Annotated in this window: 21 protein-coding genes, 1 tRNA gene and 1 pseudogene; 14 read left to right on the top strand and 9 right to left on the bottom strand. The window is 40.6% G+C overall.

Translation table 11 applies throughout. The features are described 5' to 3' along the window. Positions 1-480 precede the first annotated feature (480 nt). From CJF29_RS11025 to CJF29_RS11010, 4 genes and pseudogenes are all read right to left on the bottom strand, one after another. The gene (locus CJF29_RS11025; protein WP_074557247.1) at positions 481-1,023 is read right to left on the bottom strand and encodes an IbrB-like domain-containing protein; all 543 of its coding nucleotides are present in this window, start codon (positions 1,021-1,023) and stop codon (positions 481-483) included. After that, positions 1,020-2,324, bottom strand: coding sequence for a DUF3440 domain-containing protein (locus CJF29_RS11020; protein ID WP_074557245.1), 1,305 nt, complete (start codon positions 2,322-2,324; stop codon positions 1,020-1,022). The genes CJF29_RS11025 and CJF29_RS11020 overlap by 4 nt, the downstream gene beginning before the upstream one ends. A 3-nt stretch (positions 2,325-2,327) precedes the next feature. Then, entirely contained in the window at positions 2,328-2,669 is a 342-nt protein-coding gene (locus CJF29_RS11015) for a hypothetical protein (protein WP_371126704.1), read from the bottom strand. 178 nt (positions 2,670-2,847) lie between these two features. After that, positions 2,848-3,176, bottom strand: a pseudogene (locus CJF29_RS11010) (hypothetical protein). A 231-nt stretch (positions 3,177-3,407) separates the two neighbouring features. Between CJF29_RS11010 and CJF29_RS11005 the strand changes: the two are divergent. Together CJF29_RS11005 and CJF29_RS11000 are read left to right on the top strand one after the other, a co-directional pair. Next, the gene (locus CJF29_RS11005) at positions 3,408-3,608 is read left to right on the top strand and encodes a DUF4248 domain-containing protein (RefSeq protein ID WP_139164932.1); all 201 of its coding nucleotides are present in this window, start codon (positions 3,408-3,410) and stop codon (positions 3,606-3,608) included. Between the two features lie 407 nt (positions 3,609-4,015). Next, positions 4,016-5,029 carry a beta-ketoacyl-ACP synthase III gene (locus tag CJF29_RS11000; protein ID WP_074557242.1) on the top strand — a complete coding sequence of 338 codons (1,014 nt, stop codon included), beginning with the start codon at positions 4,016-4,018 and terminating at the stop codon, positions 5,027-5,029. 81 nt (positions 5,030-5,110) lie between these two features. On the opposite strand, the gene CJF29_RS10995 is transcribed toward CJF29_RS11000, so the two are convergent. Continuing rightward, a complete protein-coding gene (locus CJF29_RS10995) occupies positions 5,111-6,163 on the bottom strand; it encodes an HPP family protein (protein ID WP_254780801.1) in 1,053 nt (350 codons plus the stop codon). Positions 6,164-6,601: 438 nt separating this feature from the next. On the opposite strand from CJF29_RS10995, the gene CJF29_RS10990 reads away from it, so the two are divergent. The 5 genes from CJF29_RS10990 to tnpC all read left to right on the top strand — a co-directional run bounded on the left by CJF29_RS10990 (position 6,602) and on the right by tnpC (position 10,539). After that, positions 6,602-6,922: an HU family DNA-binding protein gene (locus CJF29_RS10990; protein WP_074557238.1), complete on the top strand. Its 321-nt coding sequence runs from the start codon at positions 6,602-6,604 to the stop codon at positions 6,920-6,922. A 272-nt stretch (positions 6,923-7,194) separates the two neighbouring features. Further along, entirely contained in the window at positions 7,195-7,749 is a 555-nt protein-coding gene (locus CJF29_RS10985) for a hypothetical protein (RefSeq protein ID WP_074557234.1), read from the top strand. 208 nt (positions 7,750-7,957) lie between these two features. Beyond that, positions 7,958-8,326: a hypothetical protein gene (locus CJF29_RS10980; protein ID WP_170834904.1), complete on the top strand. Its 369-nt coding sequence runs from the start codon at positions 7,958-7,960 to the stop codon at positions 8,324-8,326. Between the two features lies 1 nt (position 8,327). Beyond that, entirely contained in the window at positions 8,328-8,672 is a 345-nt protein-coding gene (gene tnpB / locus CJF29_RS10975) for an IS66 family insertion sequence element accessory protein TnpB (protein ID WP_004297053.1), read from the top strand. Between the two features lie 88 nt (positions 8,673-8,760). Further along, positions 8,761-10,539: an IS66 family transposase gene (tnpC, locus tag CJF29_RS10970; protein WP_413544508.1), complete on the top strand. Its 1,779-nt coding sequence runs from the start codon at positions 8,761-8,763 to the stop codon at positions 10,537-10,539. A 442-nt stretch (positions 10,540-10,981) separates the two neighbouring features. Here tnpC and CJF29_RS10965 read toward each other — a convergent pair. Beyond that, positions 10,982-11,055 (bottom strand) — tRNA-Asp (locus CJF29_RS10965). A 152-nt stretch (positions 11,056-11,207) separates the two neighbouring features. Here CJF29_RS10965 and CJF29_RS10960 point away from each other — a divergent pair. Beyond that, positions 11,208-12,524: a pyridoxal phosphate-dependent aminotransferase gene (locus tag CJF29_RS10960; protein WP_074557232.1), complete on the top strand. Its 1,317-nt coding sequence runs from the start codon at positions 11,208-11,210 to the stop codon at positions 12,522-12,524. Between the two features lie 94 nt (positions 12,525-12,618). Beyond that, a complete protein-coding gene (locus CJF29_RS10955; protein WP_074557279.1) occupies positions 12,619-13,209 on the top strand; it encodes a YqgE/AlgH family protein in 591 nt (196 codons plus the stop codon). A 4-nt stretch (positions 13,210-13,213) separates the two neighbouring features. Here CJF29_RS10955 and CJF29_RS10950 read toward each other — a convergent pair whose 3' ends face one another. From CJF29_RS10950 to recR, 3 genes are read right to left on the bottom strand one after another with little or no spacing between them, the layout of a single operon-like run. Continuing rightward, positions 13,214-13,750, bottom strand: a complete 537-nt coding sequence (locus CJF29_RS10950) for a GNAT family N-acetyltransferase (RefSeq protein ID WP_099145771.1) — start codon at positions 13,748-13,750, stop codon at positions 13,214-13,216. After that, positions 13,747-14,205 carry a hypothetical protein gene (locus CJF29_RS10945; protein ID WP_004306271.1) on the bottom strand — a complete coding sequence of 153 codons (459 nt, stop codon included), beginning with the start codon at positions 14,203-14,205 and terminating at the stop codon, positions 13,747-13,749. The genes CJF29_RS10950 and CJF29_RS10945 overlap by 4 nt, the downstream gene beginning before the upstream one ends. A gap of 26 nt (positions 14,206-14,231) precedes the next feature. Then, entirely contained in the window at positions 14,232-14,849 is a 618-nt protein-coding gene (recR, locus tag CJF29_RS10940; RefSeq protein ID WP_004306273.1) for a recombination mediator RecR, read from the bottom strand. Positions 14,850-14,940: 91 nt separating this feature from the next. On the opposite strand from recR, the gene CJF29_RS10935 reads away from it, so the two are divergent. From CJF29_RS10935 to CJF29_RS10915, 5 genes are all read left to right on the top strand, one after another. Beyond that, a complete protein-coding gene (locus CJF29_RS10935; RefSeq protein ID WP_099145772.1) occupies positions 14,941-16,398 on the top strand; it encodes a sodium:solute symporter in 1,458 nt (485 codons plus the stop codon). Between the two features lie 11 nt (positions 16,399-16,409). Then, positions 16,410-17,015: a ribosome biogenesis GTP-binding protein YihA/YsxC gene (gene yihA / locus CJF29_RS10930; RefSeq protein WP_004311636.1), complete on the top strand. Its 606-nt coding sequence runs from the start codon at positions 16,410-16,412 to the stop codon at positions 17,013-17,015. Next, entirely contained in the window at positions 17,005-17,628 is a 624-nt protein-coding gene (locus CJF29_RS10925; RefSeq protein ID WP_004306277.1) for a DUF4923 family protein, read from the top strand. Before yihA ends, CJF29_RS10925 begins: the two co-directional genes overlap by 11 nt. 97 nt (positions 17,629-17,725) lie before the next feature. Then, positions 17,726-18,121: a DUF1573 domain-containing protein gene (locus tag CJF29_RS10920; protein WP_004300420.1), complete on the top strand. Its 396-nt coding sequence runs from the start codon at positions 17,726-17,728 to the stop codon at positions 18,119-18,121. 105 nt (positions 18,122-18,226) lie between these two features. Then, the gene (locus CJF29_RS10915; protein ID WP_074557223.1) at positions 18,227-20,215 is read left to right on the top strand and encodes an OPT family oligopeptide transporter; all 1,989 of its coding nucleotides are present in this window, start codon (positions 18,227-18,229) and stop codon (positions 20,213-20,215) included. The last annotated feature ends 4 nt before the right edge of the window (positions 20,216-20,219 follow it).

Raw genomic sequence — 20,219 nt, 5'->3', positions numbered from 1 at the left:
TGTAAGTCTTGTTATTTCTCTCATTAATTCTCTAATGTACTTTCTTCTACTTCTCTTCTCTCTCTCTTATTTCTCTTTTTGCTTTTCTCTCAGGACAATATTTTTTGTCCAAATCTCATATTGCAAATTTCGGAATATTAAAGGAGATACAAAATTGTATTCATTTCTGTTACAGAGAATCAATTCAGAATAAAGGGGCTAATTATGCAGGTAGCAAGCAAGGAGATTACGAAATTCACAACAAAAATATTCAATATCCTTATTTCTTTCGATATGCGAACATTTTAAAATTTTCAAGTTTCTCTCATAAAAACTTGGGTAATGGAAAGGAGTTATAGTTTTTCGTGTCATTTAGATACAATTTAGGCACAAATTAGACAAAAGACATAGCTATTTTATACCACAAAATAGACTAATAACTTGTATAATTTGTGCCTAAATGACAAAATATTCAATTTCTGTATATATATAGCTATCAGATTATAAGGTTTTGCGCTCTGTTTCAGTAGGAGCAACCTCATCAGGAATACTGAATTCACGATTAGCAAACAGATCAGCAAGTCCTGAAATTTGTTTCAGGCGCAACAATTCATCACGGTCCATACCAATATTTTTCATTATCCATTGATCGGACATACCAGCCTTGTCAAGCTCCGCAACAATGTTGCACATCAATTCAATGTTATGCATTCCACGCGCACGGTTGTGCCGGATTGTCGAACTCATACGGTTAGACAGGTCTTTGTCTATCACTACAATTGGCAACAAGCCGTTTTCACGCTTATAGATTCGTTGGGAAGTTTTTAATACCGTATAGCGATGGTAACCATCCACCAGGATATAACGATCTTCATCTTTATCGTAGTAACATACACATGGCATCGTAAAGCCATCTTCCCAAATAGAAAGTTCCAGCAACTTCATTTCAGGCGGTGCAACGACATTCGGATTATAATCGTTCGCATATACTTTTTCTACAGGTACCGCTTTTACCTCGTAAACAGGGCTTTTATCTACACTCATGATACAATGATTCTATATTGTTCCATAATTTGACTTCTCTTACTCATCTCCTCCTTTGTGGGCGAGAATCCCATATATTTGCAGGCATGATCATTCTTAAGAATACAAACACACATCCGCTTATACGTAGGTATTTCTTTGAACTCCGGAATGTCGATATCATCCTGATATTCCATACGTACCGGTTTTTTCAGCGTTTTGTAGTTACTATTATCCATAACGATAATCGGTACTTTTGCATCAATCAGCTTTTGGATGGTGGCATCACTCAGGCATCCGCCTTTCGTCCGCCAGAAATTCACACTCACCGAAAGTTTCCGGAGATAGTTTTTCCTCGCCCGTTCCGGCAAAGTGGACAGCAAGAAATACATAAACTCGCGCCATGTATATCCTTCGGGAAGTTTCACCGACTGCCATCCCATCGCGTGAGTACCACCATACATACCGGTAAAGTTCACACCATTCACCCTTCCGACCATTTTACCCCAGGTATTGGGATCAAGCACCCGGTAAAGCTGCAAGCTTTCTTGCGCTTCATTAATAAAAGGACTCGCTACACGCTGACGCTCCAGATTGACTCCGGCACGATAGTAAAGGTCATATAAGGTATTATAATCCCACTGGAATTTCCCATTAGCCGTCCATACATCCGTAGTCTTCCAGTCGTAAATAGGATAGGCATTATAAATATCATTCCCTACCTTGGAAGTCCATTTGTATTTATGATACATCTGGAATTTGCGGCTCATATAGATACATCTCCACCGATTGAAACTTTCCTGTGTACGGATTCCGATCAGACAACAAGTGCGCACTGCGTCATTTTTATTATGTATCCATTGCGCAAAACGCATCTGGAATTCATAATCCCACATGGTTGTATTATAAAAAGGAAAATCATCTTTGGTCATTGCCTTTTTAGGCATGGAACGAACCCATATATTCTTTTTATTATCTTCCCAGGGACGCCAAAAAGATTGATACATTGAGGTGCAAGTAGCCACACGGAAAGGAATACACACCCGGTACACATCCAGAATATCCTTGTTAGCCTCCAGCATCCGGTCTACATAGTCAATAGTCATTTTGTACTGGATTTCATAATCCATGTGAAAAACTCCCAGACGTATCTTCAGATTATTCTTCCGGATATAATCGATACACATATTCAGCAATACCCCACTATCTTTGCCCCCGGAGAATGACACATATATATTATCAAATTCATTAAATATAACTTTCAATCGTTCTTGTGCTAATTTATATACGTTCTTTGTGCCTGCTATTTTCTTTTTCGTCATAAGTTATCTATACATTTTTACATACCGTGTCCATTTCTTGTCCATGGATACAAATTCAAACTTTTCAAATGTTTCTTTATCTTGTACCAGTGTGACCGAATTGAGCAACCAACTCTCAGGTCCGAATTCTGCAATGACAACAGGCAACAAATACGACAGGATTTCCTCCCGTCCGGCGCCTTCTGCCTTCACATAATAATTATTGATTACAGCTTTCTTCCGGCTTTTCTGTTCCACCGGGACAAAGCCCACCACTTCTTTATCTTCAATCGCAATAAACCACACATACTCTTCGCCCGTCTTGAAAGGGTAATTATTGTTTGCGCGTATCACTTCTGGATCCATCACTATCGGCGCCAGAAGCCGATATAAGTGTTTGTCTTTTCCTTTTAATCGTATTATCTATATCATATCATTCAAAAATGGACACACAAAAATAAGGAAAAAATATCAAATTCGTCATTTCTGTTCCTAAAACATTTGTTTTTCATGTTATTATCTCTATATTTCGATATTTTTGAAATCACCCGTCCGTCATTTCTCTTTCGCGTTTAATGTAAGTCAGTATGGTAGCAAAGCTTAGATATTCCCGTCCGGGAATATGTGACCGACTTTGAGATTGATAACGGACAAAGATAATTTCGCATGCCAATTCATATTTGAAATGTAGCTTTAAACGGTGCTGCAAAAACTCATACACCCGGCAGAGATAACGTCTCCCACCTTGGCATTGGGAATCACTCGTGGCTCACGATACGTATCCGATATTTGTTCCATTTTCTCTTTCTGACGGATGTACTGTTTCCGCTTTCGTTGTAAACGATCTTTTATGATCTCTATTCCTTTCGACATTATAAAATTTAGTTATATATAAACGGTTTAACATTACTGATTATTAACCGGCAAAAACGTCATATAAATTCAATTTCATATGCAAATATAGAGAAGATTGTTTAAATAATTAGATTTTTATTTAAAAATATTCATACTTATAACACATTTAAATTACCGGCATCATAAAATCGGTTTTTCTTTCCAATGAAATGAATCACACTTTTGCTGAATATATAAATATTTTAAACAATGGGTAATCAATCTTTTGGCAGGCTGCTTCATGGCTGCCATGTACTGTCCGAAGTGGTAGTAGCTTATTTTCCCAACTATCAGCATAATTGTTCAGCAGTGAAAGCATTCCGCCGAACCATAAAAGAACACGCGGTATTGCTGAACCAACTCACGGAAACGGGATTCACGTTTGAAACAAGTTTCATTCTTTTACTATGAATCGCCCCTTATTCATCAGAATAAGGGTACAAATTCACCGAATAGATAGGTAAAAAACATATCCTCAATATAGAAATCAAAAAAACTTTTTACTTTTTGTGTAGAATAGCCAATATGTCGTTTTTATGCCCAAACAAGCTGCTCGGCAAACTTTTTAGTTGCCAATATTGGAATAGTTCTCACAATCCTCTATTAATCAAACGTTTACGACAGTCAATTACCTTATATAAAAAATGGTCAATTAAAAATTTAGACAAAATTTGGTCAAATATTCCTTTTTATTAATTAAAATGGCTACAGTTTCACATACTAGTATTGGATTTCAGTCTCTTTTCTATATATTTGCGCCCGCATTTTTATTTTCGAATTAACCTCCTTATTCAATTTACCAAAGCTAGATAAAACAAATGGAAAAAATAAACGCAGTAATTACAGGAGTCGGAGGATATGTACCCGATTATATCTTGACCAATGATAAGATTTCAAAAATGGTAGATACCACCGATGAATGGATTATGGGGCGTATTGGCATTAAGGAAAGGCGTATTCTGAAAGATGAAGGACTGGGAACTTCTTACATAGCTCGTAAAGCTGTCAAACAACTGATAAAACGCACCCATACAAATCCGGATGATATTGATCTGGTAATTGTAGCTACAACAACTCCTGATTACCGCCTTCCTTCCACTGCTTCTATTTTATGTGAGAGACTGGAACTGAAAAGAGCTTTTGCTTTCGACATACAGGCTGTTTGCAGTGGTTTTTTATATGCATTGGAGACAGGAGCTAACTTTATCCGTTCCGGAAATTACAAGAAAGTGGTGGTTGTAGGTGCTGAAAAGATGTCGTCAATAATAAACTATACCGATCGGGCAACTTGTCCTATTTTCGGCGATGGCGGAGCAGCCGTCATGCTTGAACCTACCACTGAAGATTTGGGTATTATGGATGCTGTGTTAAGGACAGATGGCAAAGGATTACCTTTTTTACATATTAAAGCCGGTGGTTCCGTATGCACCCCTTCTTATTATTCATTGGATAATCAAATGCACTACATCTATCAGGAAGGACGCACTGTATTCAAATATGCAGTATCTAACATGGCAGACGCCTGTGAATCTATCATTGCAAGAAACCATCTAAGTAAAGACAATATCGACTGGGTAATTCCTCATCAAGCTAATCAACGTATTATTACTGCTGTAACACAGCGCTTGGAAGTTCCTGCCGAAAAAGTCATGGTCAATATCGAACGATACGGGAATACCAGTGCGGGCACTCTCCCACTCTGCCTTTGGGATTTTGAAGATAAACTTAAAAAAAGAGACAACCTGATTCTTACAGCATTTGGAGCAGGGTTTGCCTGGGGAGCTATTTATATAAAATGGGGATATGACGGAAAAAGAGATAGTATTTATTAGATATGCATACAACTTATCGCTGCTTACATATATAGGCGTACCGAGAAATACCCGCACTATTTATTAAGTCTTTATCAACGTTCAGACTTGATTTCTCTTACCCCGCATTAGACGATTTAGTAAATAATGAGGAATTAGGCAATAAATTAACTGTGCATGTGTCCATTTATAGCACTGCTGAAAAAATAGCATTCCCATTGCGATAAACAATGTAGCACCGATAAGTACTTGAAATGGCAGCCATGGCAATGCCTCAATCGGAAGCAACATCGGTATAAGTGCAATAGCTCCCACTGGTGCAAAGAACTTGCCAAGCCATTCGAACATTGTGAATAATACAATGAATATAAAAAGAGCAACTAAAGTTTCAGATCCTCCTAAATAGTAATAACCTATTAACTGAAAAACAGTACCTACCAACGAACCTGTAAAAAGTAACAAAACAGTCAGTACAGGGCGGTTTCTAAATCCCGCTTTTGAATTAACAAACTCCACATATGCAACTATCAATGGAGGAATAATAAAATAAAAGTTAGAGGTATATACCGCCAAGCAGGTAACTACAAACACACTAATCATCAGACAAAGCCATAGAATACTATCTCTTCCCCAATGACGTTCCACAGCTTCATAAGTATTCGTTTTTCGTAGTCCGAGACGTTCCATCCAACGCTGAATAATAATTATTATTAGTGTCATAACAAAGACAGATAATGGATAAGCCCAACTCTCTGTTTTTAACAATACGGGAAGTACACAAGCGGAGATTAAAGGAAATAGCGAAGCACGGGTAAAAAGCAGACCAATCGCAGAACATAAAAAGGCTATGGAGACATTAACAATCATAGGAAACGGAGAGTAAAGCACTATAAAAACTCCAGCACAAGCACCCAAAGTCATCAGCAACAACATTTGCCAGTGTTTCACGCGCCATACCCGCTTATCCACAATCCACATTCCAATAGTAAGTGCAGCCATTTCAGGAAAAATAATTTCCTTTTCATGCAAAAGTTCAGCTACTCCAATCATCAACAATATCATGCCCAATGCGCATAAATATCTCTTCCGTAATTGAACATTACTAAATAGTGGAAAAGGTCTTGATATATTCTCTGTTTTGCCTAGATGTTTCATATCATTCATTAATTAATAAGAAGATAACTATATTGAATGAGCATATAAAATATTTATAATATAAAAAGCCTCTATATTCCACTATTAATCACATACAACTCTTTCAATATTAATAATAAAAAAGAGAATGACCTTCATCATCCTCCTAGAGCGGTGCGTACGGGGCAGTAACATATATACTTACTGGCATATAGTGATACATACAGGTACATTGATTGTCTTGTGATGCAAGAAAGTTTGTTGCCTGTTGTTTCATTGGGTATCACAATATGCCACAGAATTGAGACCCAGATTGAGACCCGTGTTTTCAATATGACTACTCGTCATATCAAGGCAGACACACGTCATATTCTATCAAATCACTATATGACGGCTCGTCATATTTCTATGCAAAGGAACGATTCTTGAAAAAATCTTGTCGAACAATAGAATTAGAATATGAACAAGAAAGATTTGTGCAATGCTCTTGCAGAGAAAACAGGGCTGACTAAAACAGAAGCTCAAAAAGCCTTTAATGCTGTTATTGAAATCGTAGCCAATGAAATGAAAAAGAATGGCAGAATCACCCTTATCGGTTTCGGTTCGTTCTCCGTCAAACAGAAAGCTGCGAGGAAAGGGATGAATCCGACTTCTTTCGCCCCGATTGATATTCCTGCTAAAAAGGTTGTAAACTTTAAGCCCAGTATCTATCTGAATCACCTCTTAAACGTTAAGAAAAGAGGGAGAAAAAGGAAAGATGAAAATAATATCAGCTTATAACATACTTGCAATTATGCCGTTGAGCATATCTTCGGCTCTCTGGTCATAATCCCGATTAGACAAATGGCTTTCAAGTTCATCAAAGCCGTTTGTCTTTTCGATTATAGACAGCAATGTCCTTAAATCATAAAAATCGGTCTTTTTGCGCTGAATGTTAGCGGTATTATTATATACACGCAAGGAATATATTTTACTGTAAACCAATATATTATATTCCGATATACAGTTTTTAACAATTTAGATATTGTATAAATTTGTAGATTTTGTAGATTATGCGTATTTTTGTAGAAAATAATTCTAAAAAATATATGGGAAATCACGGTATAAAATGTCCTTATTGTAACAAAGAGGAAGATATTGTCAAAAATGGAATAATCAAACATAAAGCCAAAGAGAGGCAACGTTTTTTGTGCAAAAACTGCAATAGAAACTTTTATCCAGAGTTTACGCAATCCAAAATTGACAAATGCCGACAAGCTATTATCATGTATTTGGAAGGTATGAATAAAGTAGAAATTGAGGCTATCCTAAAAGTGGATCGTTATGACGTACGACGGTGGATAAAGAAATACGGAAAAGATTTAGAAGAGATAAGAAACAACAGGATAGTAGAATCTATGAAAATAGAAGAAGTCTATGCTGTAACTCCCAATGAAAGCAAGGATGCCGAATATCCATACAAAAACACATACCACAACGATGGATTTACAATTATTGAAAAAGAAGATAAAACCCATATTACATTCTTGAAAGGCAAGCAACGATTTACTGTTGTTTTTAGAGCAAACAAAGAAAAACCAATTGAACATATATTGGAGCCAGAATAACACTGCCAATTAGTAGCCAAAACAGACCTCAACCGACTGCCAACTTTTGATGAAAGAAAGAAAAAGTAACAGGCTGAGCGTTTCGGGAGACCAATGGGGGAGACCAACTTTATTTGCGTGAATGAATAATGTAACCATTCTATTTTCCGCCTTGACATAAGTTGTTAGCCGCCATATCTTTGCGCCGTAACCTTTAACAAGAATGATTATGGCAAAAGAAAAAGTAAACTATCAGGAGGTATATGACCTCTACCAGTTATGCAGCGAGACCAAAGATCTTCGAGAGTTCTGTGCTGATTATGGTGTAAATTACGACAAGTTCATGAACTGGCAGCGTCACCAGTTGTGGAGTGAGAAGTTAGGCAAGACAGTCCAGGTTGAGCAGCCCAAGGTTGCCAAAGTCCAGATAACCGGGAAACCATGCAATAGTCCAACTGTGAAGTTGGACGTGAAACATCCTGAAGGTGAACCACCAATAAAATGGATCAAGTTACAGCTGGCGTCTGGCGCAACACTGTTCCTGAGAAACACCACCGTTCTTGATTTGAGCCTGTTGCTTAATAAAATGATAGGATGATATGCTTGGACTGAGTGCTAACCTTAACTATTACCTGTTTAACGGTAATGTTGATTTGCGGAAAGGCATTTTCCGTCTGTGTGAGAGTATAAGGGAAGAAATGTCCCTTGACCCGAGCGATGCGTCCAATGTATATATGTTCATGTCCCGGAACCGAAAGGTTGTGAAGATACTTCATTACGAACGCGGTTTTTATGTGCTTTACGAAAAACGTCCTGTTATGGGCAAATTCAAGAAACCTGTATTTGATGAAGTCTCCAGGTGCTACCGGATACAGTGGTCGGACATGGCTTATCTTACGGAAAGCATTGTAGTTGACAAGATGTACGTTAGTCCGAAAGGCTAATATTAACATACTGATTATCAACAGGATAGTATAAAAAATAAACGGTAAAAAGTTTGCGTAAGTGCCTGATTTTTCGTACCTTTATATCATGATTGATGAAAGAGCATACGAGTTACTTTGCTGCCAGCTGGGTCTGGCGAATGAGGAAAAGGCAGGTCTTCGCAAACAGAATAAAGAATTGATTGCGAGGCTTGAGTCTATTGAAGAATCCAACAGGGAGAACTCTAAAAATCTGATAGATACCATCAATGATCTCAAAGATACCATCGAAAAGCAGTCAACCACGGTTGAACATTACAGGAAAGAAATGGAACTTATGAGAAAGCAGCTTGAAGCAAAGGATGAGGTGAACAGGATGCTGGCAAACGAGATCTCCAATCTCAGACTTCAGCTTGAGGACAGCAGGAAACACCGTTTCGGCCGTACTTCCGAGCAAAGAAGGCTGTTGAACAACCGTAATCTCGACAAGTCCGCTCTGGAACAATCCGAGTATGACGGTTCTGACAGGAAGGATGATAATAATAAGACCGATGATAACGAAACCGGCAGCAATACCTCTTCCGGCAACATACCTGCCCAGAACAGCAAACCTTCAAGGAGAAAGGAAACCGCACCACGTGCCGAGAAAACAAAATTGAAAGTTGACAAGGTGGTAGTACATGAAGTGGACGAGTATTACACGCTTCCAGAAGGGGGACGGTTTATGAACCGCAACGGTATGCCTGATGTGTGGGAATACAGGGTCATAGAACATGTAAGGGCTTATAACGTGGAGCATGTTTACAAGGTGGCAAGGGTAAAGCTTGCGGACGGCACTTTCACAAGCACCATGGAACATCCGCTGAAAAACCTTGGAGGTATCTTCTCTCCTGAACTGCTTGCCCGTCTGCTTTGTCTGAAATATGACTTCAGCATGCCTGAGAACAGACAGATAAGACTGCTTGCAAGAGAGGGTATCCACATAAGCAATACCACGCTGAACAGCTATATCCATAACGGAATCGCCAAACTAAGGGAGTTCATGGAAGATGTCTTCAAGGAGTTTGTACAGAGAGCTAATTACCTTATGGTTGATGAGACTACTGAGCTTGTTGGAGTGGAAACAAAGGAAGGTAAGGCTTACAGGAGAAAGTACTTATGGGCTTTCTTTGCCAAGCATATTAAGATGGTCTATTATCACTATAATAACGGCAGCAGGTCGTCCGATGCGGCAAAATCATTCCTGGAATATTTTATGGGAACCATATCCACTGACGGATATACGGTTTACAGGATGTTTGACGGAGACGACTCAAAGGTGCTTCATATAGGATGCTGGACGCATTGTAGAAGGTTGTGGGTTGATGCCCTGCCTTCAGACAGAACAGCGATGGACATAATAGATCCTATCGGTGAGATGTTCAGAAATGAAGACCTGTTCCGTATGATGAAACTCAGCGGTGAGCAGATTAAGGAAAGAAGGCTTAAGCTAACAGGACCGATTCTTGAACGTATCCATCATAAGGTGGTCATTATGATGCAGGATGCGAAGATTATGGCTAACGAACTGATGAGAAAGGCCGTGAACTATACGATAAACCAGTGGAAATCCTTGAGAAATATCCTCAAGGACGGTTCAGCGGAAATCTCGAACAACCTCTGTGAGCAAAGGATGAAACCTGTAAAGCTGCTGCTCAAGAACTGTATGAACATAGGCAGTGAGGATGCGGCAGAAAACTCAGCATTCATCTTCTCTTTGATAGAGAGTTGTAAGTTAAATGACATAGCCCCTCAGGACTACCTGAAACACTTGTTTGAATGTATTCTTTATGGTAAGGACTGCGACAAGAAGGCGCTTCTGCCATGTTTCTATAAACCGGAATGTTAAAACAAAAATATTTTCTTACGGGCATTTTTATTTTATCGGCTGAAAGACAGCCGATAAAATTGTCGTGGCGGAAAATAGTATGGTTACATGAATAATGGGGTGATAAGAGTTGGTATTCTGCCTACATACTATAATAAGGTATAGAACAAAAACGGTGTAGCCCACAGTATGCGTATTGTACTGTGGGCTACACCGTTGATCTCCCTGTCGGTATCAATCAGGGGACTATGCAAAAATTATTGGGGTATTTCGTCAAAACATGAACACAGTAATTTGTGGGAAAAGGCTATTTGCAGACAGGAATATAATAAGAGGGTGGTTTACAGCAAACTGCAATGTATCAGAATGCATCACGGTGTATTATCGGATTGGTCTCCCGATTGAGACCCCAAGAAAAAGCCCTTGAAAGTGATTGACTTTCAAGGGCTTTGGAATATTGTTGCGGTGCGTACGGGACTCGAACCCGTGACCCCATGCGTGACAGGCATGTATTCTAACCAACTGAACTAACGCACCAAAATATTCACTAAAGCATCTCTCTCGATTGCGGATGCAAAGGTAGATATTTTTTTGAAACCTGCAATAGCTTCAGTATCTTTTTTCTGAAAAAGTGGGTTTATTAAGAATTATCGTGTACATTTGCAGCTACTAATAAAATAGAAAATAGAATGAAAAATACACCAATTGAACGACATCTGATTGATGAAACTATAAATGAGTTTCAAATTGTCGATTTTTCAAAAGCTACCATTCGGGAAGTGAAAGCTATTGCTTCGAAAGCAGAAGCTGCATCGGGAGTTGAATTTATTAAAATGGAAATGGGCGTTCCGGGACTTCCTCCTTCCGCAGTAGGTGTGAAAGCAGAGATTGAAGCGTTGCAAAATGGCATTGCCAGCCTATACCCCGATATCAACGGATTGCCGGAACTGAAAAAAGAAGCGTCCAACTTTATTAAAGCATTTATTAATGTAGATTTAAATCCGGAGGGATGCGTACCTGTTACCGGCTCTATGCAAGGCACATTCGCTTCATTCCTTACTTGCAGTCAATGCGACGAAAAGAAAGATACGATTTTATTCATCGATCCCGGATTTCCGGTACAGAAACAGCAGTTGGTAGTAATGGGACAAAAGTTCGAAACGTTTGATGTATATGACTACCGCGGAGACAAGCTGAAAGAGAAACTGGAAAGCTATCTGAAAAAAGGAAATATATCAGCTATCATTTATTCGAATCCCAATAACCCCAGCTGGATTTGCCTGAAAGAGGAAGAATTGCGGATTATCGGTGAATTGGCTACACAGTATGATGTGATCGTTTTGGAAGACTTGGCTTATTTCGCGATGGATTTCCGGCAGGATTTAAGCAAACCATACCAACCTCCTTTCCAGCCATCAGTTGCCCATTATACAGATAATTACGTATTGCTGATTTCCGGTTCGAAAGCATTCAGCTACGCCGGACAGCGCATTGGAGTGAGCTGTATCTCTGATAAATTATACCACCGAAGCTATCCGGGACTGACCAAACGATATGGCGGCGGTACTTTTGGAACTGTTTTCATTCATCGCGTACTTTATGCACTTTCATCAGGAACGAGTCATTCCGCACAATTCGCCATGGCTGCCATGCTGAAAGCTGCCAACGAAGGACAATATAACTTCCTCAACGAAGTGAAGATCTATGGTGAAAGAGCACAAAAATTAAAAGAAATCTTCCTCCGCCACGGTTTCCACCTGGTATATGACAACGACTTGGGCGACCCGATTGCGGACGGATTCTATTTTACCATCGGATATCCGGGAATGACCAGCGGCGAACTGGCCAAAGAACTGATGTACTACGGAGTGAGCGCTATCTCTTTGGTTACAACAGGAAGCCATCAGGAAGGATTGCGCGCGTGTACCTCCTTTATTAAAGATCATCAGTATGCGCAACTGGATGAAAGAATGAAACTATTTGCTGAAAATCATCCGATAGCCTGATTATTTGACATGAGATATTCATAAAAGCCATTCTTAAAATGAAAAAAAACGGAAAGAACGATTGTTATTCCGTTTTTTTTCTTACTTTAGTGGCATGAATATCGACTCTGACATATTTAAGATTCAATCGAATAATGTGTTACCATCAAGAGGAAAGATTTTAATATCTGAACCTTTTCTGCGTGACGCGACGTTTGGCAGATCCGTAATTTTACTGGTCGATCATACGGACGAAGGAAGTATGGGATTGGTTATCAACAAACAACTGCCATTATTTCTGAATGATATCATCATGGAATTCAAATATCTGGACGAGATTCCTCTATACAAGGGTGGACCTATTTCCACTGATACTTTATTTTACCTTCATACACTATCAGACATCCCCGGATCTATCTCTATCAGCAAAGGACTTTATCTGAATGGAGATTTTGATGAAATAAAGAAATATATATTACAAGGGAATAAAATCAGTGAATGTATCCGTTTCTTTCTGGGGTATTCCGGATGGGACAGCGAACAGTTGAGCAATGAAATCAGAGAAAACACATGGTTGGTGTCTGAAGAAGAGAAATCATATCTGATGAAAAACAATATCAAGGATATGTGGCGGACTGCTTTAGAGAAGCTAGGCAGCAAGTACGAAACGTGGTCACGCTTCCCACAAGTGCCTACTCTCAATTAGTGTTTTATTTCTTAGGATTCAAACATTGGAGGAGCAACGCATCTTTGTAGCAGCCCTCCACTTGCAGCCATTTTTTTAATAATCCGCATTGAACGAAGCCACAAGACGTAAACAGCTTTACACAAACGTCATTATCTGTCGTGACATGGGCATAAAGCTGACTTAAAGACAGAAAATCAAAAGCATATTCACAAAGCAGCTTCAATGCGTCGGTGGCATAACCTTGCTGACGATAATCCTTATGCACGGCAATTCCGACTTCTCCCCGTGAATGAAGGGGAACGAAATCCGTAATATCAATCGTACCAAGTATACACTGGTCGGATTTGCGTACAATCATCAGACGTAATTGCTTATCTGCAAACACATCACACTGTGAACCTTCAATATATTGGCGCAACACGTAACGGGAGTATGGAACCGTAAAGTTACCGATGTCCCACATGGAAGGGTCATTTTCCATCTCGTACATAATATCCATATCTTCCGGTTCTACTGCACGAAGATAAATACGTTCGTTCATTAAGAAAGACTGTCTCATAACTTTTCTTCTTTTGCAATGTGAAGTTCGTTACGCAATCTCTTCTCGCTGGGCAGGCAGAAAAGTGACGCCGTGAGGCCAATCAGCATACAGAGGTTACCCGTACTGCTCAACGTCAGGTAGTAACACAAAAGGTTCACTACAATAGCTACTTCAAGCACTCCCAAGCGAACAATGTTCCATTGCACATATCGCTTCAAGGCAAGCGTGATAGTCATGTGATCTATCTTTTTCTTAAGCACCAAGCTAAATAATTTGAGAGAAAGAGGCACACATAAAGCAGTGAGCAAAATGCCGACCGTCTCAAAATAGTAGATAGCCGGTGCGTTATCTACCAAACCTCCTACGGGAAAGAGTTCAAACTCTCCTGCCCCAAGCAAAAATGCCGGGAGTACCCAAAAGAAAACATAACTGATATTCAAATTTCTGACAGCTCGTTTTATCTGTTCTTCCATGTTCGTTCTTAAATGATTAATAATGATTATACAGTTCCGGTAAAAAGCGTCCGGTTCACAATACTGCGTCCTAAAGTTACTTCATCGGCATATTCAAGTTCATCACCAACCGATATGCCACGGGCTATCACACTTAGTTTAACCCCTAGTTTATCCAGCTTGCGATAGATATAGAAGTTGGTAGTATCCCCCTCCATCGTAGTGCTCAATGCCAGAATAACTTCTTTGATTCCACCTTCAGCCACCCGCTGCACCAGGCTTTCAATTTGAAGGTCACTCGGTCCGACTCCGTCCATTGGAGAAATAACCCCACCCAAAACATGATAAAGCCCGCGATACTGCTGGGTTGCCTCCACCGCCATTACATCACGGATATTTTCCACCACACAGACAGTGGAAGCATCCCGTTGCGGATTAGCACAAATCTGGCAAGTTTCAGTATCGGATATATTATGACACACTTTGCAGTATTTCACCTCACGTTTCAACGTTATGATAGAATTTCCGAAAGCTTCCACCGTAGCCGTATCCTGACGGAGCAGATGTAGAACAAGCCTCATAGCCGTCTTACGCCCGATACCCGGAAGTTTGGAAAATTCGCCGACTGCCTTTTCAAGCAGTATAGAAGGATATTGTTGGTTCATAGATAATATTTGCTGTTCTATCGATAAAACCTTGCAAAGATACAGATTATTGTTTTTAATACCTACAAAAATTGCTACCTTTGCATCTGTTATGATGATACTAGTCACTATTCTTTGCTACTTCGCGGTATTATTACTAATAGCCCGTATCACCGGACGTAAGGGAGGATCGAATGCAGCGTTCTTCAAGGGAGAGAACCAATCACCTTGGTATATAGTCTCTTTTGGAATGATTGGCGCCTCTATCTCCGGAGTCACTTTCGTCTCTGTACCGGGAATGGTGCGCGGAATGGATATGACGTATATGCAAACGGTACTCGGATTTTTCTTCGGATACATGGTCGTAGCCCATATCTTACTTCCTTTATATTATAAGTTGAATCTGACAAGCATCTACGGATATCTCGGCACCCGCATCGGAGTGCGCGCCTATCGCACCGGTTCCTTTTTCTTTCTGCTGTCACGCATGTTGGGAACCGCAGCCAAACTTTATCTGGTATGCCTTATTCTCCATACGTATGTATTCCAAGAAATGCACGTTCCCTTTTGGCTGATTGCTGTCGGTTCGGTTGCATTGGTATGGATATATACTCATAAAAGCGGAATAAAGACCATTGTGTGGACAGATACCTTACAAACATTTTGCCTGATTGCCGCTCTGATTTTTATCATCTATTTTACGATCCAAAGATTAGACCTTAACTTCAGCGGCATTGTGCAAACAATCCAAAACAGCGAACACAGCCGTATTTTTGTATTTGACGACTGGGTATCCCGACAGAACTTCTTCAAACAGTTCTTCAGTGGTATCTTCATCGTCATCGTAATGACCGGACTGGATCAGGATATGATGCAAAAGAATCTTTCTTGCCGGAACCTCCAGGAAGCACAAAAAAACATGTACTGCTACGGTTTCTCATTCATTCCGCTAAATTTCCTTTTTCTATGCTTGGGAATTCTATTAATAGCGCTAGCGGGACAGATGCACCTCGAACTGCCAGTCATGAATGATGATATACTACCCATGTTTGCAGCCCAAGGTTATCTGGGACAATCCGTATTGGTACTTTTTACAATCGGTATTATCGCAGCAGCTTTCAGCAACTCGGATTCCGCCCTGACAGCCATGACAACCAGTGTATGCGTAGACCTGCTGAATACGGAAAAAGACACAGAAGAAACGGCACGTCGCAAAAGAAGCAAAGTGCATTTATCGTTATCAGTCTTATTGGCATTCTTCATCTGCCTGGTAGAAATACTTAATAATAAGAGCGTTATTGACGCCATATATATCATCGCCTCCTACACATACGGCCCCCTGCTTGGAATGTTTGCTTTCGGACTTTTTACACGCAGGCAAACGAACGACCGGTGGGTTCCTCTCATAGCCATCCTTTCACCACTGATCTGCTATCTTGCCGACTGGTGGATTGGAAAAGAAACCGGATATAAATTCGGTTATGAATTGCTAATGTTAAATGGAACGCTTACCTTTGCGGGGTTAATTTGTATGTCTAAAAAAGGGAAAAACGATTTTACAAAGAAATAAATGACAAGAAAATGGAAATAACAAGTGCTGAATTTGTGATTAGCAATACGGACGTGAAGAAATGCCCAGCCGGTATTTTCCCGGAATATGCCTTTATAGGCCGTTCGAATGTGGGTAAATCAAGTCTTATCAATATGTTGACCAGTCGTAAAGGTCTGGCCATGACCTCCTCTACTCCGGGAAAAACGATGTTAATCAACCACTTCCTTATCAATAAGAATTGGTATCTCGTCGACCTTCCGGGATATGGCTATGCCCGACGCGGACAAAAAGGGAAAGACCAGATACGCACCATAATCGAAGATTATATTTTGGAACGGGAGCAAATGACCAACCTCTTTGTCCTGATAGACAGCCGGCTGGAACCTCAAAAAATAGACCTTGAGTTTATGGAATGGCTGGGCGAGAACGGTATCCCCTTCTCTATCATCTTTACCAAAGCCGATAAACTCAAAGGTGGACGTTTAAAAATGAATATCAATGCCTATTTACGTGAGTTGAGTAAACAATGGGAAGAGCTCCCTCCTCACTTCGTATCTTCCTCGGAAGACCGCACAGGACGTATTGATATACTCAACTACATAGAAAACATAAACAAGGATCTCAATGTTAAATGAAAGAAGAATGAAAATGAAAAAGAGTTTTTTATCTATTGCCTTTATGGCAGTATTTATGCTGATGGCGACTAACAGCCAGGCGCAATCATGGTCCGACTTATTAAATAAGGACAACATTTCAAAAGTAGTGAATGCCATCACCGGAACCACCGAATCTATCGACATGACCGGAACATGGAACTACAAAGGTTCGGCCGTAGAGTTCGAATCGGATAACTTACTAATGAAAGCAGGCGGAGCTGCCGCAGCCACTATGGCTGAAAATAAGCTGAACGAACAATTAAGCAAAATAGGTATTAAAGACGGCCAAATGAGTTTCACTTTCAATGCCGACAGTACTTTCACCAGCACGGTGGGCAAGAAAACATTGAAAGGCACTTACTCCTACAATGCTTCAACCAAACAAGTTGATTTGAAGTATTTGAAACTTCTGAATCTGCACGCTAAAGTAAATTGCAGTTCCAGTTCACTGGAGTTACTGTTCAACTCGGACAAACTGTTGAAATTAATGGCTTTCATCGGCAGCAAAAGCAGCAGTACCGCACTGAAAACAGTTAGTTCACTGGCCGAAAATTACGATGGAATGATGCTCGGATTCCAACTCTCAAAATAGCAAAAGAGAATCGTTTAATACTATTTCGCACTCCATAAAGTATATTTTAGGGGAAAAGCATTATCTTTGTCGTTTGTAATCAAAAAGAGAAGGAAAAATGAAAAAGATACTTTTTTTAATGACCCTGTTAGTAATGGGCGTAAGCTTTGCATTTGCGCAAACAAATGCAGATATCAAGTTTGACAAAACAACTCACGATTTCGGTAAGTTTTCTGAAAACAGCCCGGTTGTCAGTTGCACATTTACCTTTACTAATATCGGCGATGCCCCTCTGGTGATCCATCAGGCTGTAGCCTCTTGCGGATGTACAGTACCCGAATATACAAAGGAGCCCATCATGCCGGGCAAAAAGGGAACAATCAAGGTGACTTATAACGGAACAGGCAAATATCCGGGACATTTCAAAAAATCAATCACCTTGCGTACCAACGCCAAAACAGAGATGGTAAGATTGTATATCGAGGGCGATATGACGGCAAAAGATGCAAAGTAGGAAAAAATAGACTATTACATAAAGGAGAATCTTTCGGTTCTCCTTTTTTTTTGTTTACTTTGAGGACGGAAATGTAAATTAACACATTAGCAAATTATAAAAACTATGAAACAAGAAGAAGACAAATTCACCGGGTTACCCGAGAATGCGTTCAGAGAGTTGAAACCCGGGGAAGTGTACAACCCGTTGATGGGTCCCTCTAAAAATCATCCGGAAGTTAATATCTGGTCAGTAGCATGGGGTATTGCCATGGCAATCCTTTTTTCGGCCGCCGCTGCCTATCTGGGGTTGAAGGTCGGACAGGTATTTGAAGCAGCTATTCCAATTGCGATCATTGCCGTAGGAGTTTCCGGAGCTGCCAAAAGAAAAAATGCGTTGGGCGAAAATGTGATTATCCAGTCTATCGGAGCTTGTTCCGGAGTAATCGTTGCCGGAGCAATCTTCACCCTCCCCGCTCTTTATATTCTCCAAGCTAAATATCCCGAGATGACGGTTACCTTCATGCAGGTATTCATCAGCTCTTTATTGGGTGGCGTATTGGGTATTCTATTCCTGATCCCTTTCCGTAAATACTTCGTCAGCGACATGCATGGAAAATATCCTTTCCCGGAAGCAACAGCCACTACACAGGTGTTGATCTCCGGAGAAAAAGGCGGCAGCCAGGCTAAACCGTTATTGATGGCAGGTATGATCGGCGGATTATATGACTTCATCGTAGCGACATTCGGATGGTGGAACGAGAACTTTACCACCCGTGTTTGTAGTGCCGGAGAAATGCTGGCAGAAAAGGCAAAATTGGTATTCAAGGTAAACACCGGTGCCGCCGTGCTTGGTTTGGGATATATCGTCGGACTGAAATATGCTTCCATCATTTGTGCCGGTTCATTGGCTGTGTGGTGGATTATCATTCCGGGAATGTCTGCTATCTGGGGTGACAGTGTACTGAATGCATGGAATCCGGAAATCACCTCTACCGTAGGTATGATGAGTCCGGAAGAAATATTCAAATATTATGCCAAGAGCATCGGTATCGGCGGTATCGCTATGGCGGGTGTGATCGGTATTATCCGTTCCTGGAGCATCATCAAGAGCGCTGTCGGACTGGCAGCCAAAGAGATGGGCGGTAAAGGGAATGTAGAGAAGAGCATTATCCGTACCCAACGGGATCTTTCCATGAAGATTATCGCCATCGGTTCCATCATCACACTGATCTTAATCGTATTATTCTTCTACCTTGATGTCATGCAAGGGAATCTGTTGCATACATTGGTAGCCATTGTTCTGGTTGCCGGTATCTCTTTCCTGTTCACCACAGTAGCAGCTAATGCCATTGCGATTGTTGGTACTAATCCGGTTTCGGGAATGACATTGATGACACTGATTTTGGCTTCCGTAGTGATGGTAGCTGTCGGACTGAAAGGTCCTTCGGGCATGGTTGCCGCATTGGTAATGGGTGGTGTAGTATGTACCGCACTATCGATGGCAGGAGGTTTTATCACCGACTTGAAGATTGGTTACTGGCTCGGAAGCACGCCTGCCAAACAGGAAACATGGAAGTTCTTGGGAACAATCGTATCGGCTGCAACAGTAGGCGGTGTAATGATTATCCTGAATAAGACATACGGATTTACAAGTGGCGCACTGGCTGCTCCGCAAGCAAATGCGATGGCGGCCGTTATCGAACCGCTGATGAGTGGTGTAGGTGCACCCTGGTTGTTATATGGTATTGGGGCTGTCTTAGCTATTATTCTGACTCTTTGTAAAATTCCTGCATTAGCTTTCGCATTGGGTATGTTTATTCCGTTGGAACTGAATGTGCCGTTGGTAGTGGGTGGAGCAGTGAATTGGTTTGTTACAACACGTAGCAAAGATGCATCTCTGAATACGGAAAGAGGTGAAAAAGGAACTTTACTGGCATCCGGTTTCATTGCCGGAGGTGCATTGATGGGAGTAATCAGTGCCGCGATGCGCTTTGGTGGAATCAATCTGGTTAATGAGGCATGGTTGAACAATACTTGGTCAGAAGTGTTGGCATTAGGAGCGTATGCCTTACTGATTCTTTACTTTATAAAGGCTTCAATGAAAGTTAAATAAATAA

The organism is Bacteroides celer, assembly GCF_002632415.2.
GTDB lineage: Bacteria > Bacteroidota > Bacteroidia > Bacteroidales > Bacteroidaceae > Bacteroides.
This window is presented reverse-complemented; position numbering and strand designations above follow the sequence as displayed.

Excerpts from the sequence above, each read along its gene's own strand:
- CJF29_RS10915 (WP_074557223.1), top strand. The coding sequence starts at position 18,227 with ATGAAACAAGAAGAAGACAAATTCACCGGGTTACCCGAGAATGCGTTC.
- CJF29_RS10955 (WP_074557279.1), top strand. The coding sequence starts at position 12,619 with ATGAATATCGACTCTGACATATTTAAGATTCAATCGAATAATGTGTTA.
- CJF29_RS10920 (WP_004300420.1), top strand. The coding sequence starts at position 17,726 with ATGAAAAAGATACTTTTTTTAATGACCCTGTTAGTAATGGGCGTAAGC.
- CJF29_RS10960 (WP_074557232.1), top strand. The coding sequence starts at position 11,208 with ATGAAAAATACACCAATTGAACGACATCTGATTGATGAAACTATAAAT.
- CJF29_RS10935 (WP_099145772.1), top strand. The coding sequence starts at position 14,941 with ATGATGATACTAGTCACTATTCTTTGCTACTTCGCGGTATTATTACTA.
- CJF29_RS11025 (WP_074557247.1), bottom strand. The coding sequence starts at position 1,023 with ATGAGTGTAGATAAAAGCCCTGTTTACGAGGTAAAAGCGGTACCTGTA.
- CJF29_RS10990 (WP_074557238.1), top strand. The coding sequence starts at position 6,602 with ATGAACAAGAAAGATTTGTGCAATGCTCTTGCAGAGAAAACAGGGCTG.
- tnpB (WP_004297053.1), top strand. The coding sequence starts at position 8,328 with ATGCTTGGACTGAGTGCTAACCTTAACTATTACCTGTTTAACGGTAAT.
- CJF29_RS11005 (WP_139164932.1), top strand. The coding sequence starts at position 3,408 with ATGGGTAATCAATCTTTTGGCAGGCTGCTTCATGGCTGCCATGTACTG.
- CJF29_RS11000 (WP_074557242.1), top strand. The coding sequence starts at position 4,016 with ATGGAAAAAATAAACGCAGTAATTACAGGAGTCGGAGGATATGTACCC.
- CJF29_RS11020 (WP_074557245.1), bottom strand. The coding sequence starts at position 2,324 with ATGACGAAAAAGAAAATAGCAGGCACAAAGAACGTATATAAATTAGCA.
- CJF29_RS11015 (WP_371126704.1), bottom strand. The coding sequence starts at position 2,669 with ATGGATCCAGAAGTGATACGCGCAAACAATAATTACCCTTTCAAGACG.
- CJF29_RS10985 (WP_074557234.1), top strand. The coding sequence starts at position 7,195 with ATGCGTATTTTTGTAGAAAATAATTCTAAAAAATATATGGGAAATCAC.
- CJF29_RS10950 (WP_099145771.1), bottom strand. The coding sequence starts at position 13,750 with ATGAGACAGTCTTTCTTAATGAACGAACGTATTTATCTTCGTGCAGTA.
- CJF29_RS10980 (WP_170834904.1), top strand. The coding sequence starts at position 7,958 with ATGGCAAAAGAAAAAGTAAACTATCAGGAGGTATATGACCTCTACCAG.
- tnpC (WP_413544508.1), top strand. The coding sequence starts at position 8,761 with ATGATTGATGAAAGAGCATACGAGTTACTTTGCTGCCAGCTGGGTCTG.
- CJF29_RS10995 (WP_254780801.1), bottom strand. The coding sequence starts at position 6,163 with ATGAAACATCTAGGCAAAACAGAGAATATATCAAGACCTTTTCCACTA.
- recR (WP_004306273.1), bottom strand. The coding sequence starts at position 14,849 with ATGAACCAACAATATCCTTCTATACTGCTTGAAAAGGCAGTCGGCGAA.
- yihA (WP_004311636.1), top strand. The coding sequence starts at position 16,410 with ATGGAAATAACAAGTGCTGAATTTGTGATTAGCAATACGGACGTGAAG.
- CJF29_RS10945 (WP_004306271.1), bottom strand. The coding sequence starts at position 14,205 with ATGGAAGAACAGATAAAACGAGCTGTCAGAAATTTGAATATCAGTTAT.
- CJF29_RS10925 (WP_004306277.1), top strand. The coding sequence starts at position 17,005 with ATGTTAAATGAAAGAAGAATGAAAATGAAAAAGAGTTTTTTATCTATT.